The 22,050-nt window shown below is 70.9% G+C and carries 20 protein-coding genes; 10 read left to right on the top strand and 10 right to left on the bottom strand.

Annotated features, from left to right (window positions below; all coding sequences use genetic code 11):
• A complete protein-coding gene (locus ACFVST_RS24220; protein WP_390155612.1) occupies positions 1-1,746 on the top strand; it encodes an LCP family protein in 1,746 nt (581 codons plus the stop codon).
• Between the two features lie 75 nt (positions 1,747-1,821).
• Entirely contained in the window at positions 1,822-3,495 is a 1,674-nt protein-coding gene (locus ACFVST_RS24215) for an LCP family protein (protein WP_390155611.1), read from the top strand.
• Positions 3,496-3,550: 55 nt separating this feature from the next.
• Here ACFVST_RS24215 and ACFVST_RS24210 read toward each other — a convergent pair whose 3' ends face one another.
• Positions 3,551-4,609: a glycosyltransferase family 2 protein gene (locus ACFVST_RS24210; RefSeq protein WP_390155609.1), complete on the bottom strand. Its 1,059-nt coding sequence runs from the start codon at positions 4,607-4,609 to the stop codon at positions 3,551-3,553.
• A 319-nt stretch (positions 4,610-4,928) separates the two neighbouring features.
• Here ACFVST_RS24210 and ACFVST_RS24205 point away from each other — a divergent pair, with 319 nt between their 5' ends.
• Positions 4,929-6,290, top strand: a complete 1,362-nt coding sequence (locus tag ACFVST_RS24205) for an LCP family protein (RefSeq protein ID WP_390155607.1) — start codon at positions 4,929-4,931, stop codon at positions 6,288-6,290.
• 37 nt (positions 6,291-6,327) lie between these two features.
• On the opposite strand, the gene ACFVST_RS24200 is transcribed toward ACFVST_RS24205, so the two are convergent.
• Positions 6,328-6,876, bottom strand: coding sequence for an acyl-CoA thioesterase (locus ACFVST_RS24200; protein ID WP_390155606.1), 549 nt, complete (start codon positions 6,874-6,876; stop codon positions 6,328-6,330).
• Positions 6,877-6,995: 119 nt separating this feature from the next.
• Between ACFVST_RS24200 and ACFVST_RS24195 the strand changes: the two genes are divergently transcribed.
• Together ACFVST_RS24195 and ACFVST_RS24190 are read left to right on the top strand one after the other, a co-directional pair.
• The gene (locus ACFVST_RS24195) at positions 6,996-8,261 is read left to right on the top strand and encodes an LCP family protein (protein WP_390155604.1); all 1,266 of its coding nucleotides are present in this window, start codon (positions 6,996-6,998) and stop codon (positions 8,259-8,261) included.
• Between the two features lie 141 nt (positions 8,262-8,402).
• Positions 8,403-9,743, top strand: coding sequence for a UDP-glucose dehydrogenase family protein (locus ACFVST_RS24190; protein ID WP_390155602.1), 1,341 nt, complete (start codon positions 8,403-8,405; stop codon positions 9,741-9,743).
• Positions 9,744-10,094: 351 nt separating this feature from the next.
• On the opposite strand, the gene ACFVST_RS24185 is transcribed toward ACFVST_RS24190, so the two are convergent.
• Positions 10,095-11,231 (bottom strand): zeta toxin family protein, encoded by a 1,137-nt coding sequence (locus ACFVST_RS24185; RefSeq protein WP_390155600.1) that lies wholly within the window; start codon positions 11,229-11,231, stop codon positions 10,095-10,097.
• Here ACFVST_RS24185 and ACFVST_RS24180 point away from each other — a divergent pair.
• Positions 11,224-11,361 carry a hypothetical protein gene (locus ACFVST_RS24180; protein ID WP_390155598.1) on the top strand — a complete coding sequence of 46 codons (138 nt, stop codon included), beginning with the start codon at positions 11,224-11,226 and terminating at the stop codon, positions 11,359-11,361. The two genes, ACFVST_RS24185 and ACFVST_RS24180, sit on opposite strands and share 8 nt — an antisense overlap.
• Positions 11,362-11,398: 37 nt before the next feature.
• Entirely contained in the window at positions 11,399-11,947 is a 549-nt protein-coding gene (locus ACFVST_RS24175; RefSeq protein ID WP_390155596.1) for a hypothetical protein, read from the top strand.
• A 37-nt stretch (positions 11,948-11,984) separates the two neighbouring features.
• On the opposite strand, the gene ACFVST_RS24170 is transcribed toward ACFVST_RS24175, so the two are convergent.
• The 3 genes from ACFVST_RS24170 to ACFVST_RS24160 all read right to left on the bottom strand — a co-directional run bounded on the left by ACFVST_RS24170 (position 11,985) and on the right by ACFVST_RS24160 (position 14,957).
• A complete protein-coding gene (locus tag ACFVST_RS24170; protein ID WP_390155595.1) occupies positions 11,985-13,181 on the bottom strand; it encodes a dipeptidase in 1,197 nt (398 codons plus the stop codon).
• Positions 13,182-13,257: 76 nt separating this feature from the next.
• Positions 13,258-13,755 (bottom strand): 5-(carboxyamino)imidazole ribonucleotide mutase, encoded by a 498-nt coding sequence (gene purE, locus ACFVST_RS24165; RefSeq protein ID WP_390155637.1) that lies wholly within the window; start codon positions 13,753-13,755, stop codon positions 13,258-13,260.
• A gap of 29 nt (positions 13,756-13,784) precedes the next feature.
• Complete coding sequence (locus ACFVST_RS24160; RefSeq protein ID WP_390155635.1) at positions 13,785-14,957, bottom strand: 5-(carboxyamino)imidazole ribonucleotide synthase; 1,173 nt, start codon at positions 14,955-14,957, stop codon at positions 13,785-13,787.
• A gap of 129 nt (positions 14,958-15,086) precedes the next feature.
• Here ACFVST_RS24160 and ACFVST_RS24155 point away from each other — a divergent pair, with 129 nt between their 5' ends.
• On the top strand, positions 15,087-15,614 hold the full coding sequence (locus ACFVST_RS24155; RefSeq protein ID WP_390155593.1) for a GtrA family protein: 528 nt from the start codon (positions 15,087-15,089) through the stop codon (positions 15,612-15,614).
• Positions 15,615-15,628: 14 nt separating this feature from the next.
• On the opposite strand, the gene ACFVST_RS24150 is transcribed toward ACFVST_RS24155, so the two are convergent.
• Positions 15,629-16,897 (bottom strand): ATP-binding protein, encoded by a 1,269-nt coding sequence (locus tag ACFVST_RS24150; protein ID WP_390155591.1) that lies wholly within the window; start codon positions 16,895-16,897, stop codon positions 15,629-15,631.
• 13 nt (positions 16,898-16,910) lie between these two features.
• On the bottom strand, positions 16,911-17,588 hold the full coding sequence (locus tag ACFVST_RS24145) for a response regulator transcription factor (protein ID WP_390155590.1): 678 nt from the start codon (positions 17,586-17,588) through the stop codon (positions 16,911-16,913).
• Positions 17,589-18,087: 499 nt separating this feature from the next.
• On the opposite strand from ACFVST_RS24145, the gene ACFVST_RS24140 reads away from it, so the two are divergent.
• Positions 18,088-19,605 (top strand): peptide MFS transporter, encoded by a 1,518-nt coding sequence (locus ACFVST_RS24140; RefSeq protein WP_390155588.1) that lies wholly within the window; start codon positions 18,088-18,090, stop codon positions 19,603-19,605.
• An 82-nt stretch (positions 19,606-19,687) separates the two neighbouring features.
• Here ACFVST_RS24140 and ACFVST_RS24135 read toward each other — a convergent pair whose 3' ends face one another.
• Both ACFVST_RS24135 and ACFVST_RS24130 read right to left on the bottom strand, forming a co-directional pair.
• Positions 19,688-20,227, bottom strand: coding sequence for an ATP-binding protein (locus ACFVST_RS24135; RefSeq protein WP_390155586.1), 540 nt, complete (start codon positions 20,225-20,227; stop codon positions 19,688-19,690).
• A 216-nt stretch (positions 20,228-20,443) separates the two neighbouring features.
• Positions 20,444-20,812 carry an STAS domain-containing protein gene (locus ACFVST_RS24130; protein WP_390155585.1) on the bottom strand — a complete coding sequence of 123 codons (369 nt, stop codon included), beginning with the start codon at positions 20,810-20,812 and terminating at the stop codon, positions 20,444-20,446.
• Between the two features lie 238 nt (positions 20,813-21,050).
• Here ACFVST_RS24130 and ACFVST_RS24125 point away from each other — a divergent pair, with 238 nt between their 5' ends.
• Positions 21,051-21,983, top strand: a complete 933-nt coding sequence (locus tag ACFVST_RS24125; RefSeq protein WP_390155583.1) for an RNA polymerase sigma factor SigF — start codon at positions 21,051-21,053, stop codon at positions 21,981-21,983.
• The last annotated feature ends 67 nt before the right edge of the window (positions 21,984-22,050 follow it).

Below are 22,050 nucleotides of genomic sequence, written 5' to 3'. Positions count from 1 at the left end.
GTGGACGCGCATGGCCGTGGGCGGGAGGACGACATCGATCCCGCAGACCAGTGGGTATTCAACCCCGACACCGGCGACTACGAACTGCGACTGAACATTTCCGCAGGGCAGTCGAACATCCCCGGTCCCCGCTCGGCAGCCGGCAGACGCTCCCCCTCGGCCGCACCCGGCCCCGCCGTCCCCGACCGCCCCGCGCCGGACCGCGGCGCACCGGGAACGACGGTGCCGGGTCAGCGCAGGCGCCGCGGGGTGGAGGCGGAGCCGCCGCCCGGTGGCCGCCGCAGGTCCCGGGGCGCCGCCAAGAAGCAGTCCGGGCGGAAGCGGGCGCTGATCTGGACCGGCGGCATCATGGGCTTCGTCCTGGTCGCGGGCTCCGTCACCGCGTACGCGCTGTACAAGCACTTCGACAACAACCTGACCTCGGTCGACGTCGGCACCGGCGGCAAGGACGCCTTCGAGCCGGGCAAGCCCATCGACATCCTGCTGATCGGCACCGACAAGCGCACCGGCAAGGGCAACGGGGGCTACGGCGACAAGGGCAGCGTGGGCCACGCCGACACCAATGTGCTGCTGCACATCGCCGCCGACCGCTCCAACGCCACCGCCCTGTCCATCCCCCGCGACCTGGTCACGGACGTACCGGACTGCACGGTGAAGCAGTCCGACGGCTCGGACAAGGTCGTCCCCGGCACCCAGAAGGCGCGCTTCAACACCAGCCTCGGCCAGAGCGAACGCAACCCGGGCTGCACCATGAACACGGTCAAGGCCATCACCGGAGTCATGCCGGACCACTTCATGATGGCCGACTTCAACGCGGTGAAGACGCTGACCTCGGCGGTCGGCGGGGTCGAGGTCTGCGTGGCGAAGGACGTCGACGACCCCGACTCGCACCTCAAACTCTCCGCCGGCAAGCACACCGTGAAGGGTGAGCAGGCCCTCGCCTTCGTCCGCACCCGGCACAGCTTCGGCAACCAGGGCGACCTGGACCGCATCAAGGTGCAGCAGCAGTTCCTCGGCTCCCTGGTGCGCAAGATGTCCTCCGGCGACACCCTCTCCAACCCCAAGAAGCTGTACGACCTCGCGGACGCGGCGACCAAGGCGCTGGTGGTGGACAGCGGCATCGGCAAGATCAGCAAACTCAAGGACCTGGCCCTGGAGTTGAAGAAGGTCGACCCCAAGAACGTCACCTTCGCCACCACCCCCGTCCTGGACAACCCGGACGACGGCGTGGTCCACAAGACGGTGATACTGAACCCCAGCGCGGCCCCCCGCCTCTTCGCCATGCTCCGGAGCGACACCTCCATGACGGCGCAGAAGAAGAAGCAGAAGGCGGCCGACGCGGCACGGCTCAAGGGCCCCAAGGCCGACCCGTCCGAGGTGCGCGTCGACATCTACAACGGCGGTGCCGAGGCCGGTGCCGCCCAGCAGACCCTCACCTACCTCCAGAACAACGAAGGCGTCCTGAAATCAACCCAGTTGGGCAACGCGGCGCACAACGTCCGCAAGACGACCCTGGAGTACGCGCCCGACCAGGCCGACCAGGCACGCCGCCTCGCGGACATCATGGGCATCCCCGGCTCCCAGCTGAAGCCCGGCCGCAGCGAGAAGAACGACCAGGGGATGCCCGCGATGATCCTCACCCTGGGCAAGGACTTCCAGGGCCCGGGAACGCCCATCGACGGCCCCGCCAAGGCGCCCGAGGGCATCGAGAAGTCGACAGCGGACAAAGCGGAGTGCGCGAAGTAACCATCACGGTTCCCCGCGCGTCTAACACGGCGGCCCCGCGAGGGACGGGGCCGATCGCGCGGAGGGGCAGGGAGTATGACGCCGAGTGAGGTGCAGGGGGCGCAGCGCCCCCGGGCACGGCAGGCGGCCCGGCCGAGGGGCGGCGCCCCGGACGGCCCCGCGGAGGGCGGACGACGCGGCGGCGGACACCGCCGCGCCCGGCCCCCGCGCCGCCGCAAGCACCGGATACTCCGCTGGACCGCGCTGGTCCTCGCGGTCCTGGTACTGGGCGCGGCCGGCGCCGGCTACCTCTATCTGCGGCACCTCAACGGCAATCTGCACAAGGGCGAGCGGTCCAGCTCCAAGTCCGGGGCGAAGAAGCCGGCGCCGAACGCGGCCGGGCAGACCCCGCTGAACATCCTGATGCTGGGCTCCGACAGCCGTAACTCCGCGGCCAATGTGGCCCTCGGCGGCAGCAGGTCGAGCATCGGGGCCAAGCCGCTGGCCGATGTGCAGATGCTGATCCACATCTCCGCCGACCGGAAGAACGCCTCCGTGGTGAGCATCCCCCGGGACACCCGGGTGGACATCCCCGCGTGCGAGGACGCCAAGACGCACGAGAAGTTCCCCGAGACCAACGCCATCATCAACGAGTCCCTCGGCCGCGGCGGCCCCGGCTGCACCCTGGCCACCTGGGAGAAGCTCACCGGGGTCTACATCAACCACTGGATGATGGTCGACTTCGCCGGTGTGGTGCGCATGGCGGACGCCGTCGGCGGTGTCGAGGTGTGCGTCAAGGACAATGTGTGGGACCGGCCGCTGCCCGGGGTGCCCGGCGGCTCGGGACTGAAGCTGAAGGCCGGCAAGTCCAAGGTCAAGGGCAAGCAGGCGCTCCAGTGGCTGCGTACCCGGCACGCGTTCATGAGTGACCTCGGCCGCGCCAAGGCGCAGCACATGTATATGAACTCGATGGTGCGGACGCTGAAGGGGCAGAGCGTCTTCAGCGACAGCGGCCGGCTGACCGACCTGGCCGAGGCCGCCACCAAGTCCCTCACCGTCTCTCAAGAGATCGGCACCGTACGGAAGTTGTACGACCTGGCGATGCAGTTGAAGAGCGTGCCGATGAACCGGATGACCACGGTGACCATGCCGTCGGTGGAGGACCCGCAGGACCGGAACCATCTGCTGCCCGCGCCGATCAAGGCGGACAAGGTGTGGTCGATGCTCCGCAGCGACGTACCGCTCGACAAGAACGGCAAGAAGGACCAGAACGGCCAGAAGGACGGCTTCGGCAAGGACAAGGCCTCGCCGAAACCGTCCCCGTCCGCCGGCTCCGCCTCCGCCGCGCCCGCCGGCACCTTCCCGGTGCAGGTGCGCAACGGCACCGGCGGCGACGGTGAGGCCCCCGTACCCGGCCGGGCCACCCAGATCGTCGGGCTGCTCCAGGGCCAGGGCTTCACCCAGGCCATGGCCGACCGGTCGGTGTTCCCGACCAAGGAGACGGTACTGGCGTATCCGCGGGCCGGCGGCGACCAGGCCCGTGCGAACGCGCTGTCGGTGGCGGCCCGGATCGACCTGCCGGAGAAGTCGGTACGCGCCTCGGACTCGGTGGCCGCGGTGACCCTCACCATCGGCGGGGACTGGCGCGAGGGCGACGACTACCCGAAGGCCGAGGCCCCGTCCGCCGGCGATGTCCCCGACGGCACCGACGAGTTGAACGGCTCCGACAGCAGCGCCTGTATGGACGTGTACCGGCCGTACCGCTGGTAGACGCGACCGGTACGAGTCGGGGTCCCGTCCGCGCGGACGGGACCCCGGCTCACGTTCAGGAGGTGCGGACGGCCGGGCGGCGGGAGGCGATGACGCGGCGGGCCAGGGCGCGGGGGCTGGTGAGGTAGCCCCAGCCCCAGGACATGTGCATGGTGGCGAGCGCCACCGGGATCCGCGCCCGCGCCTTCAGTCCGAGACCCCGCCCGGCCGGCACCGAACCGGCGGCGATCGCGGCCAGATACCCGGCGGGCACCACCAGGCCCCACGGGGTGACCAGCGCCCCGACGAGGGTGCCCGCGGCGATGGCGCACACCGCGGCCGGCGGCGCCAGATAGCGCAGATTGATCGAGCCCTCGTGGTAGCGGGCCACCACATGGCGCCACCGCCCGTAGTCCTTGTACTGCTTGGCGAGGGCGCGCACGCTGGGCCGGGGCCGGTAGGACACCCGCAGCTCGGGCGAGAACCAGATCAGGCCGCCCGCCTCACGGATGCGGAAGTTCAGCTCCCAGTCCTGGGCGCGGATGAACTCCTCGTTGTACCCGCCCTGTTGCTCCAGCGCCTCCCGCCGGAAGACGCCCAGATAGACCGTCTCCGCGGGGGCCGCGGCGCCGCCGGTGTGGAAGGCGGCGTTGCCCACGCCGATCCTGGACGTCATGGCGGCGGCGACCGCGTGCTCCCAGTCGTTCTCGCCCTCGGCGTGCATCACCCCGCCGACGTTCTGCGCGCCGGTCTCCTCCAGCAGGCGGACCGCGGTCTCTATATAGCCGGGCGAGAGCACGCCGTGGCCGTCGACGCGGACCACCACGGGGTGGCGGGACGCCTTGATCGCGGCGTTCAGCGCGGCCGGGGTGCGGCCCGTCGGATTGGGCACGGTGTGCACCCGGGGGTCCTCGCGCACCAGCTCGGCGGCGATCTCGTCGGTGCGGTCGGTGGACGGGCCGAGCGCGATCACCACCTCCATCTCGCCCGGATACTCCTGCGCGAGGATCGCCCGCACCGCCGTACGCAGATGCCGCTCCTCGTTGAGGACGGGCATGATCACGGACACGGCGGTGGGCCGCATCCCGGGCTGGGACTCTTCGGACGTCTCGGGCTGCGGGGCGTGGGCTTCCATCTCGTCTCTCGGCCGGGTCGGTGGCTGCACAGCAGTGGTATGCAGGGGGAGCCGTCACGTTACCGCGTATGGGGGACACCGACGCGCGCCGTCCGGCCGAGGGCGCGGGCCTCATTTCGTATGGACGTACCGTTCTGACGATTCCGGTCCCCCGGTCCGCTCCGCGGAGGTGTCCCCCTTGCCCACGCCGCCCCGATCCCCTGCCCGCCGGCCGCGGCCCCAGCGCCCAGCGAGAGCGGGGCGCCGCACTCCGCCGCCGCCTCCGACGCGGGGCGGGGCGGGTGCGCGGGGCGGGCGGCCACGGCGGCCGCGGTGGGGGATGCGGACGGCGACCGCGCTGTCCGTGGTGGTACTGGCCTCGGCGGGCATCGGGCACGCGCTGGTCACCGGGATCGAGGGCGGCATCGGACGGGTCGACCCGTTCAAGGACATGAAGAACCGGCCGCAGGCGGGCCACGGGACGAATGTGCTGCTGGTCGGCACCGACGGACGGGACAAGATCTCCGCCGCCGACAAGAAGAAGTACCGCCTGGGCGGCGCACCCTGTCACTGCACGGACACGATCATGATGGTGCATCTGTCCGCGGACCGGAGCCGGGCCAGTGTGGTGAGCCTCCCCCGGGACACCTACACCAGGATGCCCGCCCGCCGCGACCAGGCCACCGGCCGCCTGCACCCCGCCCACGCCGTCAAGCTCAACGCGGCCTACGCGGAAGGCGGTCCGGGGACGACGGTGCGGACCGTGGAGCGGCTGACCCGGGTGAAGATCGACCACTATCTGGAGGTCGACTTCACCAGTTTCATGAAGACGGTCGACGTCCTCGGCGGGGTGAGGATCTGCACCAGCCGCCCCCTGAAGGACTCCTACTCGGGCCTCGATCTGACCGCCGGCACCCACACCCTGGGCGGCGGCGAGGCCCTTCAGTACGTGCGCTCCCGGCATCTGGACGCGGCGGCGGACCTCGGCCGGATGCAGCGCCAGCAGCGCTTCATGGCCGCCCTCATCGCCAAGGCCACCTCCTCCGGGGTGCTGCTGAACCCGGTGAAGTTCCGCCGGGTCGCCCAGTCCGTCCTCGACTCGGTACGCGCCGACAAGGGCTTCGGCAGCGGCGCCATGCTGGACCTGGGGCGGGCGATGCGCGGTTTCTCGCCGTCCTCCTCCGAGTTCGCCACAGTGCCGCTGAGCGATGTCAGCTACCCGGTGAAGGGCCTCGGCTCGACCGTGAAGTGGGACAAAGCGAAGGCGGAGCGGCTGTTCGACGCGGTACGCGAGGACAAGCCGCTGACCGTGGCGCACCACAGCGGCCCCAAGGCGAGGACGGTGGATGTGGCGCCCGCCGAGATCCGGGTGCAGGTCGCCAACGGCACCGCCACCGAGGGCCTGGCCCAGCGCGTCGACAGCGCCCTGCGCGGCACCGGCTTCCGCACCACCGGCGTCCCCGTCAACGCCCCGGGGCACGAGGTGCGGCGCACGGTGATCGAGTACGACCCGCGCTGGGACCGGTCCGCGAAGTCGCTGGCGGTGGCGCTGCCCGGCAGCGAGCTGAAGGAGGCCAAAGGCCGCGGACCGCTGATGAAGGTGATCGCCGGGAGTGACTTCCGGCACATCACCCGGGTCAGGGCCGAGCCGCAGCCCGGCACCCAGCGCGCCGTCAACGGCGACGAGGTCACCTGCTCCTGACCACTCCCGCGGCAACTCCCGTACAGACTGCGGGAGTTCAGTCCTCGATGCCGTCCGCGGCCCGCTTCTCGCGCAGTTCGCGGATGGCGCGGCGGCGGGACAGCCGGTGGGTGCGGCGGATCTGCGCCTCCTGGTAGCGGCGCTCGTCCCGCTCGGTCTCCGGCCGCACCGGCGGTACCCGGCGGGGCCGGCCGTCCGCGTCGACCGCGGCGAAGACCAGATAGGCGGAGCCGACCTGCTGCGCCGGGTCCGACTCGTTCCAGCGTTCCGCGACGACCCGTACACCGACCTCCATGGAGGTGCGGCCGGTCCAGTTCACCTGGGCCTTGACGTGGACCAGGTCGCCGACGCGGACCGGCTCCAGGAAGACCATCTCGTCCATGGAGGCGGTGACCGCGGGCCCGCCGGAGTGCCGGCCGGCGACCGCGCCCGCCGCGTCGTCGACCAGTTTCATGATCACGCCGCCGTGCACGGTGCCCAGCAGGTTGGTGTCGTTGTGGGTCATGATGTGGCTGAGCGTGGTGCGGGACGCCGAGGTCGGCTTGGGCTCTATCGCCGGTTCTGCCCCACGGGCCTGGTCTGTCATGGCGTCCACCTTATGACGGGGCCGGTTCCGGCGGGATTTGTGTCAGCTCTGCAACAGGCCCGGTGTGATTTCCCACCCGGCCTGTCGTGGCCACCCCGCCGGACTGCACACTGGCGGGCATGAATGATTGGCCCGACAGCTGGACCGACGAGAACGGTCGGCGGCGACAGTACGGACGAGGCCCGCGACCCGAGGGCGGAAACGTGATGCCGCAGGTCCAGCGCGGCCAGGCACCACGGCAGCGCGGCGTCCCCCAGGCCCCGCCCGGCGGCGTCCCCCAGCAGCCGACCTATGACGACGGCTACTACGACGACTACGGGCCGCAAGGGCCGGGTGGAGACGGCGGCGGCTACAGCGACAGCCAGGTCTACGGCGGTCAGGGCGACCCCTACGGCGGGCGGCCCGCGCCGAACTGGCCGCGACGCATCAAGATCACCCTGATCACGCTGGTGGTGGTGGCGCTCGTGGTGGGCGTCTCCACGTACTTCTGGGCCGACTCCAAGCTGCGGCGGGACGTCGACCTGTCGAAGGTGATCGAGCGGCCGGAGACCGGCAAGGGCACCAACTACCTGATCGTCGGCTCCGACAGCCGCGAGGGCATGACCGCCGACGACAAGAAGCGGCTGCACACCGGCTCCGCCGAGGGCAAGCGCACCGACTCCATGATGATCCTGCACGTCGGCGACAACGGGAACACCATGGTGTCCCTGCCCCGCGACTCGGATGTGGAGATCCCCAGCTTCAAGGGCTCCGAGTCCGGCAAGACGTACCAGGGCACCGGCCGGCGGGTGAAGCTGAACGCGGCCTACGCCATGGACGGGCCCGAACTCCTCGTGCGCACCATCGAGTTCAACACCGGCCTGCACATCGACCACTACGCGGAGATCGGCTTCGGCGGCTTCGCCAAGATCGTGGACGCGGTGGGCGGCGTCGAGATGGACCTCGACAAGGGCTTCAAGGACAAGTGGTCCGGCGCCGACTTCAAGCCGGGCAAGCAGACCCTCGACGGGCAGCAGGCCCTGGCCTTCGTACGGACCCGGCACGCCTTCGCGGCGAGCGACCTGGAGCGCACCAAGAACCAGCAGAAGTTCCTGTCCGCGCTGGCCCACCAGGTGGCCACCCCGGGCACGGTGCTCAACCCGTTCAAGCTGTACCCGACGATGGGCGCGGGCCTGGACTCGCTGATCGTCGACAAGGACATGAGCCTGTGGAACCTGGGCTCGATGTTCTGGGCGATGAAGGGCATCACCGGCGGTGACGGCAAGTCCATGAACATCCCGATCAACGGTTCCAACGGCGGCAACCTGGTCTGGGACAAGGCCAAGGTGAAGACGCTGGTGAACGAGTTGAAGAACGACGACAAGGTGACGGTGTCCAGCGACTGACCGGCGCCCGTCATCCGGCGGCCCCCGGCCTCGGCAGGCCGGGGGCCGTCGCGTACCGTCGCCCCGGCGCCCGCCCGAGGCGCCCCCACTATGCTCGGGCACCGCACTTTCCCCCGCAGGACACGGAGTATGGAGCACCGTATGGCCCTCAAGATCACCGTGATCGGCACCGGCTATCTCGGCGCCACGCACGCCGCGGCCATGGCCGAACTCGGCTTCGAGGTCATCGGGCTCGACGTGGTGCCGGAGAAGGTGGCGATGCTCACCCGCGGCGAAGTCCCCATGTACGAACCGGGACTTGAGGAACTGCTGCGCCGCCACGTCGCCGGACTGGACGGCTCCAGCGACCGGCTCCGCTTCACCCAGGACTGGGCGGAGGCCGCCGACTTCGGCGACATCCACTTCATCTGCGTCAACACCCCCCAGAAACAAGGCGAGTACGGCTGCGACATGACGTACGTGGACTCCGCGGTGGAGTCCCTCGCCAAGCATCTGCACCGGCCCGCGCTGGTCGTCGGCAAGTCCACGGTGCCGGTGGGCAGCGCGGCCCGGCTCGCCGCCCGCATCAGCGAACTCGCCCCCGCCGGCGATGAGGTGGAGCTGGCGTGGAACCCGGAGTTCCTGCGCGAGGGCTTCGCCGTCAAGGACACCCTGCACCCGGACCGCATCGTGATCGGCGTACACAGCGAGCGCGCCGAGCGGCTGCTGCGCGAGGTGTACGCGACGCCCATCGCGGAGGGCTCGCCGTTCGTCGTCACCGACTTCCCCACCGCGGAACTGGTGAAGACCTCCGCCAACTCCTTCCTCGCCACCAAGATCTCCTTCATCAACGCGATGGCCGAGGTGTGCGAGGCCGCCGACGGCGACGTGGTCAAGCTCGCCGAGGCCATCGGGCACGACGAGCGGATCGGCAGCAAGTTCCTGCGGGCCGGTATCGGCTTCGGCGGCGGCTGCCTGCCCAAGGACATCCGGGCGTTCATGGCGCGCGCCGGGGAACTGGGCGCCGACCAGGCCCTGACCTTCCTGCGCGAGATCGACTCCATCAACATGCGGCGCCGCGGACAGATGGTCGACATGACCCGCGAGGCCGTCGGCGGCAGCTTCCTCGGCTGCCGCGTCGCCGTCCTCGGCGCCACCTTCAAACCCGACTCGGACGACGTACGGGACTCGCCCGCGCTGAACGTCGCCGGGCAGATCCACCTCCAGGGCGGCCAGGTCACCGTCTACGACCCCAAGGGCATGGACAACGCCCGCCGCCTCTTCCCCACCCTCGGCTACGCCCCCACCGCACTGGACGCGGTACGCGGGGCGGACGTGGTGCTGCACCTCACCGAGTGGCGCGAATTCCGCGAACTCGACCCGGCGGCCCTCGCCGAGGTCGCCACCCACCGCCTCCTCCTCGACGGCCGCAACGCCCTCGACCCCGAGGTGTGGCGCGCAGCCGGCTGGACGTTCCGGGCGATGGGACGGCCTACGGCGTAACGGGGGCCTGCGGCGTAACTCGGGGCGGGGCGGGAGTAGTTGACGGCCCCCCGCCCTTCCGCCCTGCGTCCCCCAGCCGTCGCGTTCCGCTTCGGCTACAGGGAACGGCCGCGGTGCCGGACCGGGGGCTGGGACACCGAACCCGATACCTGCGCCGCCCGGCGGGGCGCCTGCGACACCTGGCCGGGGACCTGCGCCGACCTGCCGGGTGCCCGAACCGCACGGCCGAGCGCCTGCACCACGGCCGGCCGGGCCGGGCGTGCTTGCGGCGTAACTCGGGGCGGGGCGGGAGTAGTTGACGGCCCCCCGCCCTTCCGCCCTGCGTCCCCCAGCCGTCGCGTTCCGCTTCAGCTACAGGGAACGGCCCCGGTGCCGGACCGGAGCCTGGGACACCGAACCCGATACCTGCGCCGCCCGGCGAGGCGCCTGCGACACCTGGCCGGGGACCTGCGCCGACCTGCCGGGTGCCCGAACCGCACGGCCGAGCGCCTGCACCACGGCCGGCCGGGCCGGGCTGAGCGCGAGATGCAGCTGCCGGCCCTGCTGCTCCAAGTCCTGACGCTTTGGATCCAGCCCCGCCCGACGGGCCACCTCGGCACCGGCGGCCGCCTCCGCCCGCTCCAGGGCGCCTACCCGCTCACGCAGGACGGACGCCGCCGCCCCGGCGTGCCTCCGGTCCTCCCGCTGCGACTCGACCACCCGGGCCAACTCCTCTGGCGTGGCCCCGAGTTCACGCAACCGCTCGATCCGCCGCGCGCTCTCCCCACCGGAATCGCCGCGGGCGGCTTCCGAACCGTACTCGTCCGCCCGGCCAACGGACTGCCGGGCGACCTCCAGAGAACGGGCCGTCCGCCGCTGGTGGTCCGCGAGGCCGGTGTCGTCCAGCAGGACCAGCGGATTCATGACACCGGCGGCACGCACATCGGCGTCATCCAGAACGTCATGCCACTCCGGCGACATGAACTCGCGTAATTCGCTCTGCCGTTGCAGAAACCCACTGCTCTCCTCCCCACTCCAGATCCGGCTCCGTTCCCCCATGACGACCTGCCGGGTGTCGACGGCCCGTTCCCAAGTCCCGTCCGCCCGCCGCTCGTTGTGGTGCAGGATCTCCGGACCGCGCCGCAGGACGTAGACCTCGTGACCACTCTCGTCAAACCGGTCGGCGGCATCGAGAACACCTCTGTACAGGGCGTCATGAACATGGACGGGAGGGAACCGCCCGAACCCCTGACGATCCGGACTGCGCTCCTCGTACAGCCGGTACACCATCCCTTGCAGACTCGTCGCCTCATGAACGGCGAGAAACCCGGTGACCAGACGGTAATCACTCTTTCCAAAGTCACGGAACCGAGCAGCGGCCCACTCCTCGAACCCCAACGGCGAATCAACAAGCACATCCAACCGCTGCATACGCGCAAGCCGCGCAGTCCGATTCCACCAACGCGCCCCCGGCAGCGACGCCCGCCCCGGACACGTCGGCATGTACATCGGCGAAGGCCTGCTCGTCGAAGCGCCCCGTACCGGCGTCAAGACCCGCGTCGTCACCTACCGGAGCTGGCTCAACTCCACGAGTGCCCTCACCCGCATCACCGCAGTCCGCCGCGTCGTGGACTGGTGAGCACCCCACCGCGACGCCAACACAGGAAGCCGCCACCATGACCGTCGTCCACCCGACCGACCAGGTGCTCCACCGCCCCTGGGGCCACGTCACCCCCGACTTCTGGGACCGCCGCACCACCGGCGAGTCCCACCTCACCGCTGAGGCCATCCGAAGCAGGCTGGCCGGCATCGCGACCGCCATGGACGGCCAACGGACCGCGGAGGCAGTCGAGTTGGCCGCCCGGCTCGACGCGGACACCGTCCAGGAGTTCGGCGAGGCGCATCTGCACACCGTCCAGGTCCGCGAAGTCCGCGGCTACCTCGCCGCCCTGACCGGCGACCACACCACCGGACTCGGCTGGTACCTGCACTGTGCACGGCTCCGCGCCACGATTCAGGGCCCCGACCACCCCGACGTCGAACAGGCCACGCGCCGCGCTTACAGCCTCTGGCGCGCGATGCCCGGGGCTGTTCCCGGGCTCCAGCAGCTCGGGCGGGAACTCCTCACCGTCGTCACGGATATCCACGGCTCCACGGCACCCGTGGCCCGTCACACTCGTGACCGGCTTCAGGGGCTCACCGTCCCGGTCCTGCCGTCGAGTTGAGGCCAGCCAGGTCGGATCAGATGCTCAACCCGCCCGCTCAGCCGTCCAGTTCGGCCAAGGTCGCGTTCGACGGCCCCCGTTGCCCCTGTGCCTCGCGGGCTACGGACTCCGCTGCGTCCAGGACTCGGACCGCGTTCTGCCACGTGAGTTTGGTGAGGTCGGGGTGGGACCAGCCGCGGGTGAGGAGTTCCGCGATGAGGTGGGGGTAGCCGGAGACGTCGTCAAGTCCGGTGGGGGTGAAGGCTGTTCCGTCGTAGTCGCCGCCGAGGCCGATGTGGTCGATGCCGGCGGCCTCCCGCATGTGGTCCAGGTGGTCGGCGACGGTGGCGGTGGTGGCGACGGGGCGGGGGTGGGCCTCGGCGAAGGCGCGGTGGACGGCCATCGCCTCCGGGGTGGTGTCCAGGGGGTGGAGGCCGTGGGCCCGCATGTTCTCGTCGGCGGCGGCCGTCCAGTCCACCGCGGCCTGGAGGACGAACTTCGGTACGAAGGTCGCCATCGCCAACCCGCCGTTGGCCGGGAGGCGTTCGAGGACGTCGTCGGGGATGTTGCGCGGGTGGTCGCAGAGGGCGCGGGCGGAGGAGTGGGAGAAGACGACGGGCGCCTCGCTGGTGTCCAGGGCGTCCCGCATGGTGGTGGCCGCCACATGGGAGAGGTCCACCAGCATCCCGCAGCGGTTCATCTCCCGGACGACCTCGCGGCCGAACGCGGACAGGCCGCCGACACCGGGCTCGTCGGTCGCGGAGTCGGCCCAGGCGATGTTGTCGTTGTGGGTGAGGGTCATGTACCGCACGCCGAGGGTGTGCAGGGCGCGCAGGGTGGCGAGCGACTCGTTGATGGAGTGGCCGCCCTCAGCGCCCATCAGGGAGGCGATCCGGCCCTCGGCGCGGGCCGCCTCCATCTCGGCGGCGGTGGTGGCGCGCCGCAGCCGCTGGGGGTAGCGGGCGAGCAACTGGCTTACACAGTCGATCTGTTCGAGGGTGGCGCTGACCGCGGCGTCCCCGTGCAGATCGCTGCGGACGAACACCGACCAGAACTGCGCGCCGACCCCGCCGGCGTCCAGGCGGGCCAGGTCGGTGTGGAGGTACTTGCTCTGGTCGGCGGCGAGGTCGCGGCGGTCCAGGTCGTAGCGGACCTGTTCGCGCAGGGCCCAGGGCAGGTCGTTGTGGCCGTCGACGACGGGGAACTCGCGCAACAGGGCGCGGGCTTCGGCCAGTTGCTCCTGGGTGGCGGTCATCGTGGTTCCCTCCGGCTCGCTTTTCTGGCTCACTTCCCGGATCACTTCCCCGCTGGGTCCGCGCTCACCTCCCGGCTCACTTTCCGAAGCCGAAGCCGCCGCTGCCGTCGACCTTGGACCGCAGCCGGCGGCCCTTCTCGGTGGCCTGGTCGTTCAGCTCCTGCTGGAACTCCCGCATCCGGGCGAGGAGTTCCTCGTCGTGGGCGGCGAGGATGCGGGCGGCGAGCAGGCCGGCGTTGCGGGCGCCGCCGACGGAGACGGTGGCGACCGGCACCCCCGCGGGCATCTGCACGATGGACAGCAGGGAGTCCATGCCGTCGAGGTACTTCAGCGGCACCGGCACACCGATCACCGGCAGCGGGGTGACGGAGGCCAACATGCCGGGCAGATGGGCGGCGCCGCCCGCGCCGGCGATGATCGCCCTGAGACCGCGGTCGGCGGCCTGCTCGCCGTAGGCGATCATCTCGCGGGGCATCCGGTGGGCGGAGACGACGTCGACCTCGTAGCCGATCTCGAACTCGTCTAGGGCCTGGGCGGCGGCCTCCATGACGGGCCAGTCGGAGTCCGAGCCCATGACGATGCCGACCGCGGGTGTGGTGCTGCTCATTCGGTGATCGTCCCTCTGAGGTAGCCGGCAGCGTGGCGGGCGCGCTCCAGCACCTCGTCCAGATCGTCGCCGTAGGTGTTGACGTGGCCCACCTTGCGGCCGGGCTTCACGTCCTTGCCGTACATATGGATCTTGAGCTGGGGGTCGCGGGCCATGCAGTGCAGATAGGCCGCGTACATGTCGGGGAAGTCGCCGCCCAGGACGTTGCACATCACGGTCCAGGGGGCGCGTGGGCGGGGGTCGCCCAGCGGGAGGTCGAGGACGGCGCGGACGTGGTTGGCGAACTGGGAGGTGACAGCGCCGTCCTGGGTCCAGTGGCCCGAGTTGTGCGGGCGCATCGCCAGTTCGTTGACGAGGACGCGGCCGTCGGGGGTCTCGAAGAGCTCCACCGCGAGATGGCCCACCACATCGAGTTCCGCGGCGATGGTGAGCGCCAACTCCTCGGCGTGCAGGGCGAGTTCCTCGTCCAGGCCGGGGGCGGGCGCGATCACCGTGTCGCAGACGCCGTTCACCTGGCGGGACTCGACCACCGGGTAGGCCACGGCCTGGCCGTGCGGGGAGCGCACCACGTTGGCGGCCAGTTCGCGGACGAAGGGCACCTTCTCCTCGGCGAGGACCGGCACCCCGGCACGGAACGGCTCGGCGGCCTCCGCCTCGGAGTGCACCACCCACACCCCCTTGCCGTCGTACCCGCCGCGTACGGTCTTGAGGACGACGGGAAACCCCTCGCCCTCCCGTCGCCCGCCACCACCCTTGTCCGAGGCCGCTTCGCGCCCGCCCCTCCCCTCCGCCGCAAAAGCGGCCACCTCCGCCGGGTCCGCGACGATGCGGTGGCGGGGGCAGGGGGCGCCGATGGCGGTGAGCCTGGCCCGCATCACGCCCTTGTCCTGGGCGTGCACCAGCGCGGACGGTCCTGGCCGTACGGGGATGCCGTCCGCCTCCAGGGCCCGCAGATGCGCGGTGGGCACATGCTCGTGGTCGAAGGTGATCACGTCGCAGCCCCGGGCGAAGTCGCGCAGGGTGCCGAGGTCGCGGTAGTCACCGACGACGACCTCGCTCACCACCTGGGCGGCCGAATCCTGGGGCGTATCGCTGAGAAGCTTGAATCTGATGCCGAGCGGGATGCCAGCCTCGTGCGTCATACGAGCGAGCTGACCGCCGCCGACCATGCCGACTACGGGGAACGTCACATGCCCAGGGTATCGGTCACCGGGCCGAGAGCTCTCCGGCTGGATAGCATGGGGCGGCCGGCGTCCCGTGTACGCGTCGGCCATCCGTCGACGGGGCTGGACGACTCCATGAGCAAGGGCGCTACGGCCGTAAGGCGAACCTCGGACCGGGCGCCGCTGCGGCAGCGGGTGGGCGAGTGGGTCAGCGAGGTGCTCAAGTTCGGCGCGGTCGGCGGCCTCGGCGTGCTGGTGAACCTCCTGATGTTCAATCTGCTGCGCGGCGGCACCGAACTCCAGGTGGTGCGGGCCAGCATCATCTCCACCGTGATCGCCATCGCCTTCAACTACGTGGGCTTCCGGTACTTCACCTACCGCGACCGGGACAAGAGCGGCCGCACCAAGGAACTCAGCCTGTTCCTGCTGTTCAGCCTGGCGGGCCTGGTCATCGAGAACGGGGTGCTCTACACCGCGACGTACGGCTTCGGCTGGGACAGTCCGCTGCAGAGCAACTTCTTCAAGTTCTTCGGCATCGGTATCGCCACCCTGTTCCGCTTCTGGTCGTACCGCACCTGGGTCTTCCGGGCGCTGCCGGGCGGGGGCACGGTGGGTGACGCGGAGCGGCTGCTGGCCGAGCACCGCTCCGACCGCCGGGACTGAGCCTGCCGCTGCGGTCAGCGGACCGTGGGCTCCTCGCCGCCGGGGCGGCGCCGGACCGAGGTCCGGGACAGGAAGAGGCCGAAGACGGGCGGGCGGGCCTGGAGCATCTCCAGCCGGCCGCCGTCCGCCTCGGCGAGGTCGCGGGCGACGGCCAGGCCGATACCGGTGGAGTTGCGGCCGCTGATCGTCCGTTCGAAGATCCGCGCCCCCAGGTCGGCGGGGACGCCGGGCCCCTCGTCGGTGACCTCGATGACGGTCTGGTTGCCGGTGACGCGGGTGCGCAGGGCGACGGTGCCGCCGCCGTGCATCAGGCTGTTCTCGATCAGCGCGGCCAGTACCTGGGCCACGGCGCCGGGGGTGCCGACGGCCTGGAGGTGGCGCTTGCCGGAGCTGACGATGGCGCGTCCCGCGCTGCGGTAGGCCGGGCGCCACTCCTCGATCTGCTGCTTGATGACCTCGTCCAGGTCGAAGGTGACGGCGCTGCCGGTGCGCGGGTCGCGGGAGTTGGTGAGGAGCCGCTCCACCACGTCGGTGAGGCGCTCCACCTGCGTCAGCGCGATCGTCGCCTCCTCCCGCACGGTGTCCAGGTCCTCGGTGACGGTGATCTCCTCCAGCCGCATGGAGAGCGCGGTGAGGGGGGTGCGCAACTGGTGCGAGGCGTCCGCGGCGAGCCGGCGTTCCGCGGTCAGCATCCGCCCGATCCGCTCCGCCGACCCGTCCAGGACGTCCGCGACCCGGTCCAGCTCGGGCACCCCGTACCGCTTGTGCCGGGGGCGGGGGTCGCCGGAGCCGAGGCGTTCCGCGGTCTCGGCGAGGTCGGTGAGGGGGGAGGTGAGGCGGTTGGCCTGGCGGACGGCGAGGAGGACGGCGGCGATGATCGCGAGCAGGGCGACCGCGCCGATGATCAGCAGGGTGCGGCCCACCTCGCGGGTGACGGAGGACCGCGGCTCCTCGATGGTGACCAGCTCGCCGCGCTCGCCGCGGGCGGAGGCGTGGATGGCCTCGCCGGTGGGCCGGTCGCCGATCTCGATGGGGGCCCGGCCGGGGATGTCCACCCGCGCGTAGCGCTCGGTGACCTGCTGCCGCAGCAGGGCCTCGGTGATCCGCTCGTCGCTGATGAGACGGCTGTCCACGATGCTGACCAGCCGTACCGCCTCGGCGTCCACGCGGTTCTGGGCGCCGCTGGTGATGGTGCGGGACTCGACGATGACCAGGGAGACGCCGAAGACGGCGATCACGACGAGGACCACGGCGAGCGTGGAGTTGATCAGACGGCGCCGCACGTGAGGGTCCCGGTCAGCTCTTCTCGAAGCGGAAGCCCACACCGCGGACGGTGGCGATGTAGCGCGGGTTGGCCGCGTCGTCGCCGAGCTTCTTGCGGAGCCAGGAGATGTGCATGTCGAGGGTCTTGGTCGAGGACCACCAGGTGGTGTCCCAGACCTCGCGCATCAACTGGTCCCGGGTGACGACCCGGCCCGCGTCCCGCACCAGGACCCGCAGCAGGTCGAACTCCTTGGCGGTGAGCTGGAGTTCCTCCTCGCCCATCCAGGCGCGGTGCGACTCCACGTCGATCCGCACGCCGTGGGTGGCGGGGGCCTGCTGGGGTTCGGCGGAGCCGCGCCGCAGCAGGGCCCGTACCCGGGCGAGGAGTTCGGCGAGCCGGAACGGCTTGGTGACGTAGTCGTCGGCGCCCGCGTCCAGGCCCACCACGGTGTCCACCTCGTCGGCCCGTGCGGTCAGGATGAGGATGGGCACCGTGTGGCCCTCGGCCCGCAGCCGGCGGGCCACTTCGAGCCCGTCCATGCCGGGCAGCCCGAGATCCAGGACGACCAGGTCGACTCCGCCCTGCATCCCGGCGTCGAGCGCGGTCGGTCCGTCCTCACGTACTTCCACCTCGTACCCCTCCCGTCGGAGGGCACGGGCCAGTGGCTCCGAGATGGACGCATCGTCCTCGGCGAGCAGTACACGGGTCATGGGGGTGATGGTAGTCCGCGAGGTGCGGGCGGGGGGCAGGGCCGTGCGGGGGCGGATCCGCCGCGGCGGGGCGGGGGCGGGCGGGGCGGCGGCTGCGGGATGAGACCATGACCTGCTCCTCCGGATCCGGACGCGGTTCCTCCGGGGTCCTGTGATCCGTATCTCAAGCACTTCCATAAGGGACATAGTGGTGTCGTATGGTGACTAAACGCCTGTAGCACACATCTTGCGGACCTCAAGCCGCTGCACCGCGCCGAGGTCCGCTTCCCTGTGCGGGCCGGCTGCGGCCGGCCTTCCAAAGGAATGACCTCTGGCCGGGCCCCGCGCGCACACCCGCGTACGGGGCGTGGATCCCGGTGCCGACCGTCCCTCGCCTCCCGACCGGAGCGGGCTCCCCCTCGGGCGTTGAGGCGGACGGCGCGGTGCCGGTGCCGGCCGCCCCCCACCGGGCGCGAACCGCTCGCGAGCGGTCGCGTCCCGAACTCACAAGGAACGACCCATGGCGTCCAGCCTGACGAAGGCCTCGACCAGCAACCCTGGTGCCGGGAAGACCTTCTTCGGCCACCCCCGCGGCCTGGCCACCCTCTTCATGACCGAGATGTGGGAGCGCTTCAGCTTCTACGGGATGCGGGCGCTGCTCCCGCTGTATCTGATCTCCGGCGGCACGGCCGCGGCCACCGGTTCGCAGGGCGGCGGCCTGGGCATGACCGCGGCCACGGCCACCGCGATCTACTCGATCTACCTGGCCATGGTCTATCTGCTGGCGATGCCCGGCGGCTGGTTCGGCGACCGGGTCTGGGGCCCGCGCAAGACCGTCACCATCTCCGCGTCGATCATCATGCTCGGCCATCTGACGCTGGCGCTGCCCGGTCAGGCCACGTTCTTCGCCGGTCTGGGCCTGGTCGCCCTCGGCTCCGGTCTGCTGAAGGCCAACATCTCCACGATGGTCGGCCACCTCTACGACGGCCCGGACGACCCTCGGCGGGACGGCGGCTTCACCGTCTTCTACATGGGGATCAACCTCGGCGCCTTCGCCGCGCCGCTGGTCATCGGCACCGTCGGCCAGCAGGTCAACTGGCACCTGGGCTTCGCGCTCGCCGCGGTCGGTATGGGCCTGGGCCTGGCGCAGTTCCTGCTCGGCACCCGCCACCTGGACAGCCGCTCCAGCCAGGTGCCCAAGCCGCTCACCCCCGAGGAGCGCGGCTCCGCGCTGCGCAAGAGCCTGCTGTGGCTGGGCGGCGTGGTCGTGTTCTACGGGGTCGTCGTCGGCGCCGGGGTCTACACGCTGAACTGGGCGCTGGTCCCGATCACCCTGGCCGGTCTGCTGATCCCGATCGCCGTACTGGTCCGCATCAAGCGGGACAGGGAGCTGTCGGACTCCGAGCAGTCGAAGATGTCCGGCTACATCTGGTTCTTCGTGGCCGCGGCCGTCTTCTGGATGATCTACGACCAGGGCGGCTCCACGCTGGCGATCTTCGCCGACGGGAAGACCGACACCTCGGTCTTCGGCTGGGCGTTCCCGGCGTCCTGGTTCCAGTCGGTCAACCCGGTGCTGATCATGGCGCTGGCGCCGGTCCTGGCGTGGGTGTGGCTGGCGCTGGCCCGCAAGGCCAAGGACCCGAGCACGGTGGTGAAGTTCTCCGCCGGTCTGGCGCTGGTGGGCCTGTCGTTCTTCCTCTTCATCCTGCCGCTGGCGGCCTCCGGCGGCGGCAAGGTCAGCCCGATGTGGCTGGTCGGCATCTATCTGCTGCAGACGGTGGGCGAGTTGTGCCTCTCCCCCGTCGGGCTCTCCGTCACCACGAAGATGGCGCCGGCCAAGTACGCCTCGCAGATGATGGGTGTCTGGTTCCTCGCCGTCACCGCGGGCGACTGCGTCACCAGCCTGATCTCGCTGGCCGGTGTCGACCTCAACCGGACGTGGATCGTGGCCGCGGAGGCCGCCCTCGCGGTGCTGGCCGGCGCCGGGGTCTACGCCTACCGCGACAAGGTCAAGTCCCTGATGGGCAACGTGCACTGACGCTCCGCCAGGCACGGTGACGACGAGAGGGCCGCCGCATCCCGCGGGGTGCGGCGGCCCTCTCGTCATGTGTGCGGGGGTGCTACGCCGGGGCGCCCAACTCCGCCCAGACCGTCTTGCCGGGGACGCCGGGGGTGCGGACCACGCCCCAGTCGAGGCAGAGGCGCTGCACGATGAACATGCCGTGACCGCCGGGGCGGCCCGCGCGGTGCGGGGTGCGGGGTGCGGGCTGGCCGGCGCCGCGGTCGGTGACCTCGATCCGCAGGACCTTGTTGTCGCAGCCGATCCACAGCTCGTCCGGGCCCTCGGCGTGCAGGCAGGCGTTGGTGACCAACTCGGAGACCACCAGCAGCACATCCTCCGCGGCGGCCCGCTGGTCGGCGGTGACGGAGGGCATCCAGCCCCAGGCGTAGAGCGCCTGGCGGGTGAAGTCGCGGGCGAGCGGTACGACTCCGGCGGCCTCGGCGAAGTCCAGCCGGCGGGCCTGGCGGCCGGTGCCGGACGGACCCGGCGGCGCCCCGGCGGCCCGGGCGGCACCGGAGGCGGCCGCCGTCGTCCCGGGGGCGGCTGCGGCCGGCTCCGGGCCGCTCTCGCCCGGCGAGCACGGCCGGGTGGTGCTCATCAGCGCTTCACCTCACCGATTCACCAGTTCAACGATTCAGGACTCAGGACTTCGGTCGGGACTGCGGGAGCCATCTCACCCGGTGTACGGCCGTCGATCCACGGTGTGTCTTCTGCCCGGCCGAACCGTGAGAACACCCACGGATTGAAGCGGGAATCTGTGACGTAGGTAACGCGACGATCACACCGGCACAACCGGCCCGTAACTTCTGCGGGCTCAGCCCGGGAGCGCCTCTTCGAGCGTCTGGTGCACAGTGAAGACGGCTTCCGCCCCGGTGATCTCGAACACCCTCGCCACCACCGGCCGCATCGCCACCAGATGGACGCCGCCGCCGGCCGCCTCCGCCTTCAGACGCGCGCCCAGCAGCACGTTGAGGCCGGTGGAGTCGCAGAACTCCAGGCGTGAGCAGTCGACCACGAGCCGCGAAAAGCCCGCGTCAAGGCACTCCTCCAGGGGCTCGCGGAGCAGATCAGCGGTGTGGTGGTCCAATTCGCCCACCACGCTGACCACTGCCGTCGCCCCCTCTCTCCGCACCTCGACCTGAAGCCGGCCCCGGTGTGCACTGCCGACCGTCCCGCGGTCCATGCCGTATCTCACTTCCGACCGTCGTGGCTGTTGGATGACGCCCTCGAACACTACGCCCCGACCTCGTCCTCCGGTACCCAACAACCCCTGAGAATCGGACATTTCGCCACATAGCGAACTTGCGACCGGGTCACGAAACCGGGTAGGCCTAGTAAGGACAGAAATCGACACGGCCGGCTTTGGAGGCGCCGCACACCGCAGTGCACGTACTGGCTTCGGCAGCCTTATGCCGAGAACGATGGAGGACATCATGTCACCCCGGCTCGACGGATCGCATACTGACCAGGCGACGTCGACACCCCCCTCGGAGCACCCCCAGGCCGAGCTCGCGGACCTCACCGCTGGAGCCGCCGGAGTCCCGGAGGACCTCACCGAACTTCCGGAGATCCCCCCGTACGACGAGGTGGGCCCGGTCGACGCACGAGCCCTGTCCAAGACCCTCTTCGCCCGCCTCGAACACCTCGACGAAGGCACCCACGAGCACGCCTACGTGCGGAACACACTGGTCGAACTGAACCTGGCGCTGGTGAAGTTCGCCGCGTCCCGGTTCCGTTCGCGGAGCGAGCCGATGGAGGACATCGTCCAGGTCGGCACCATCGGCCTGATCAAGGCGATCGACCGGTTCGAGCTGAGCCGCGGGGTGGAGTTCCCCACCTTCGCCATGCCGACCATCGTCGGCGAGATCAAGCGCTTCTTCCGCGACACCTCGTGGTCGGTGCGGGTGCCGCGCCGCCTCCAGGAGCTCCGGCTCGACCTGGCCAAGGCGGGCGACGAACTCGCCCAGCAGCTCGACCGCGCGCCCACCGTGGGCGAGTTGGCCGACCGCCTCGGCCTCTCCCGCGACGAGGTGGTCGAGGGCATGTCGGCCAGCAACGCCTACACGGCCAGCTCGCTGGACGCCCAGCCCGAGGAGGACGACTCCGAGGGCACCCTCGCGGACCGCATCGGCTACGAGGACCACGGCATCGAGGGCATCGAGTACGTCGAGTCGCTGAAGCCGCTCATCGCCGAACTGCCGCCCCGCGACCGGCAGATCCTCTCGCTGCGCTTCGTGGCGAACATGACCCAGTCGGAGATCGGCGAGGAGCTGGGCATCTCCCAGATGCATGTCTCCCGGCTGCTCTCCCGCACCCTGGGCCGACTCCGCAAAGGCCTCACCGTCGAGGAGTAGGCCCCCGCGACCGGTACACGCGCAGCGGCCCGGCTCCCTCCCCCTCGACGCGGGAGGGAGCCGGGCC

It is taken from the genome of Streptomyces sp. NPDC058045 (genome assembly GCF_042885635.1).
Taxonomy (GTDB): Bacteria; Actinomycetota; Actinomycetes; order Streptomycetales; family Streptomycetaceae; genus Streptomyces.
Note: the sequence above shows the minus strand (reverse complement) of the source record. Positions and strands in the feature narration are given on the sequence as shown.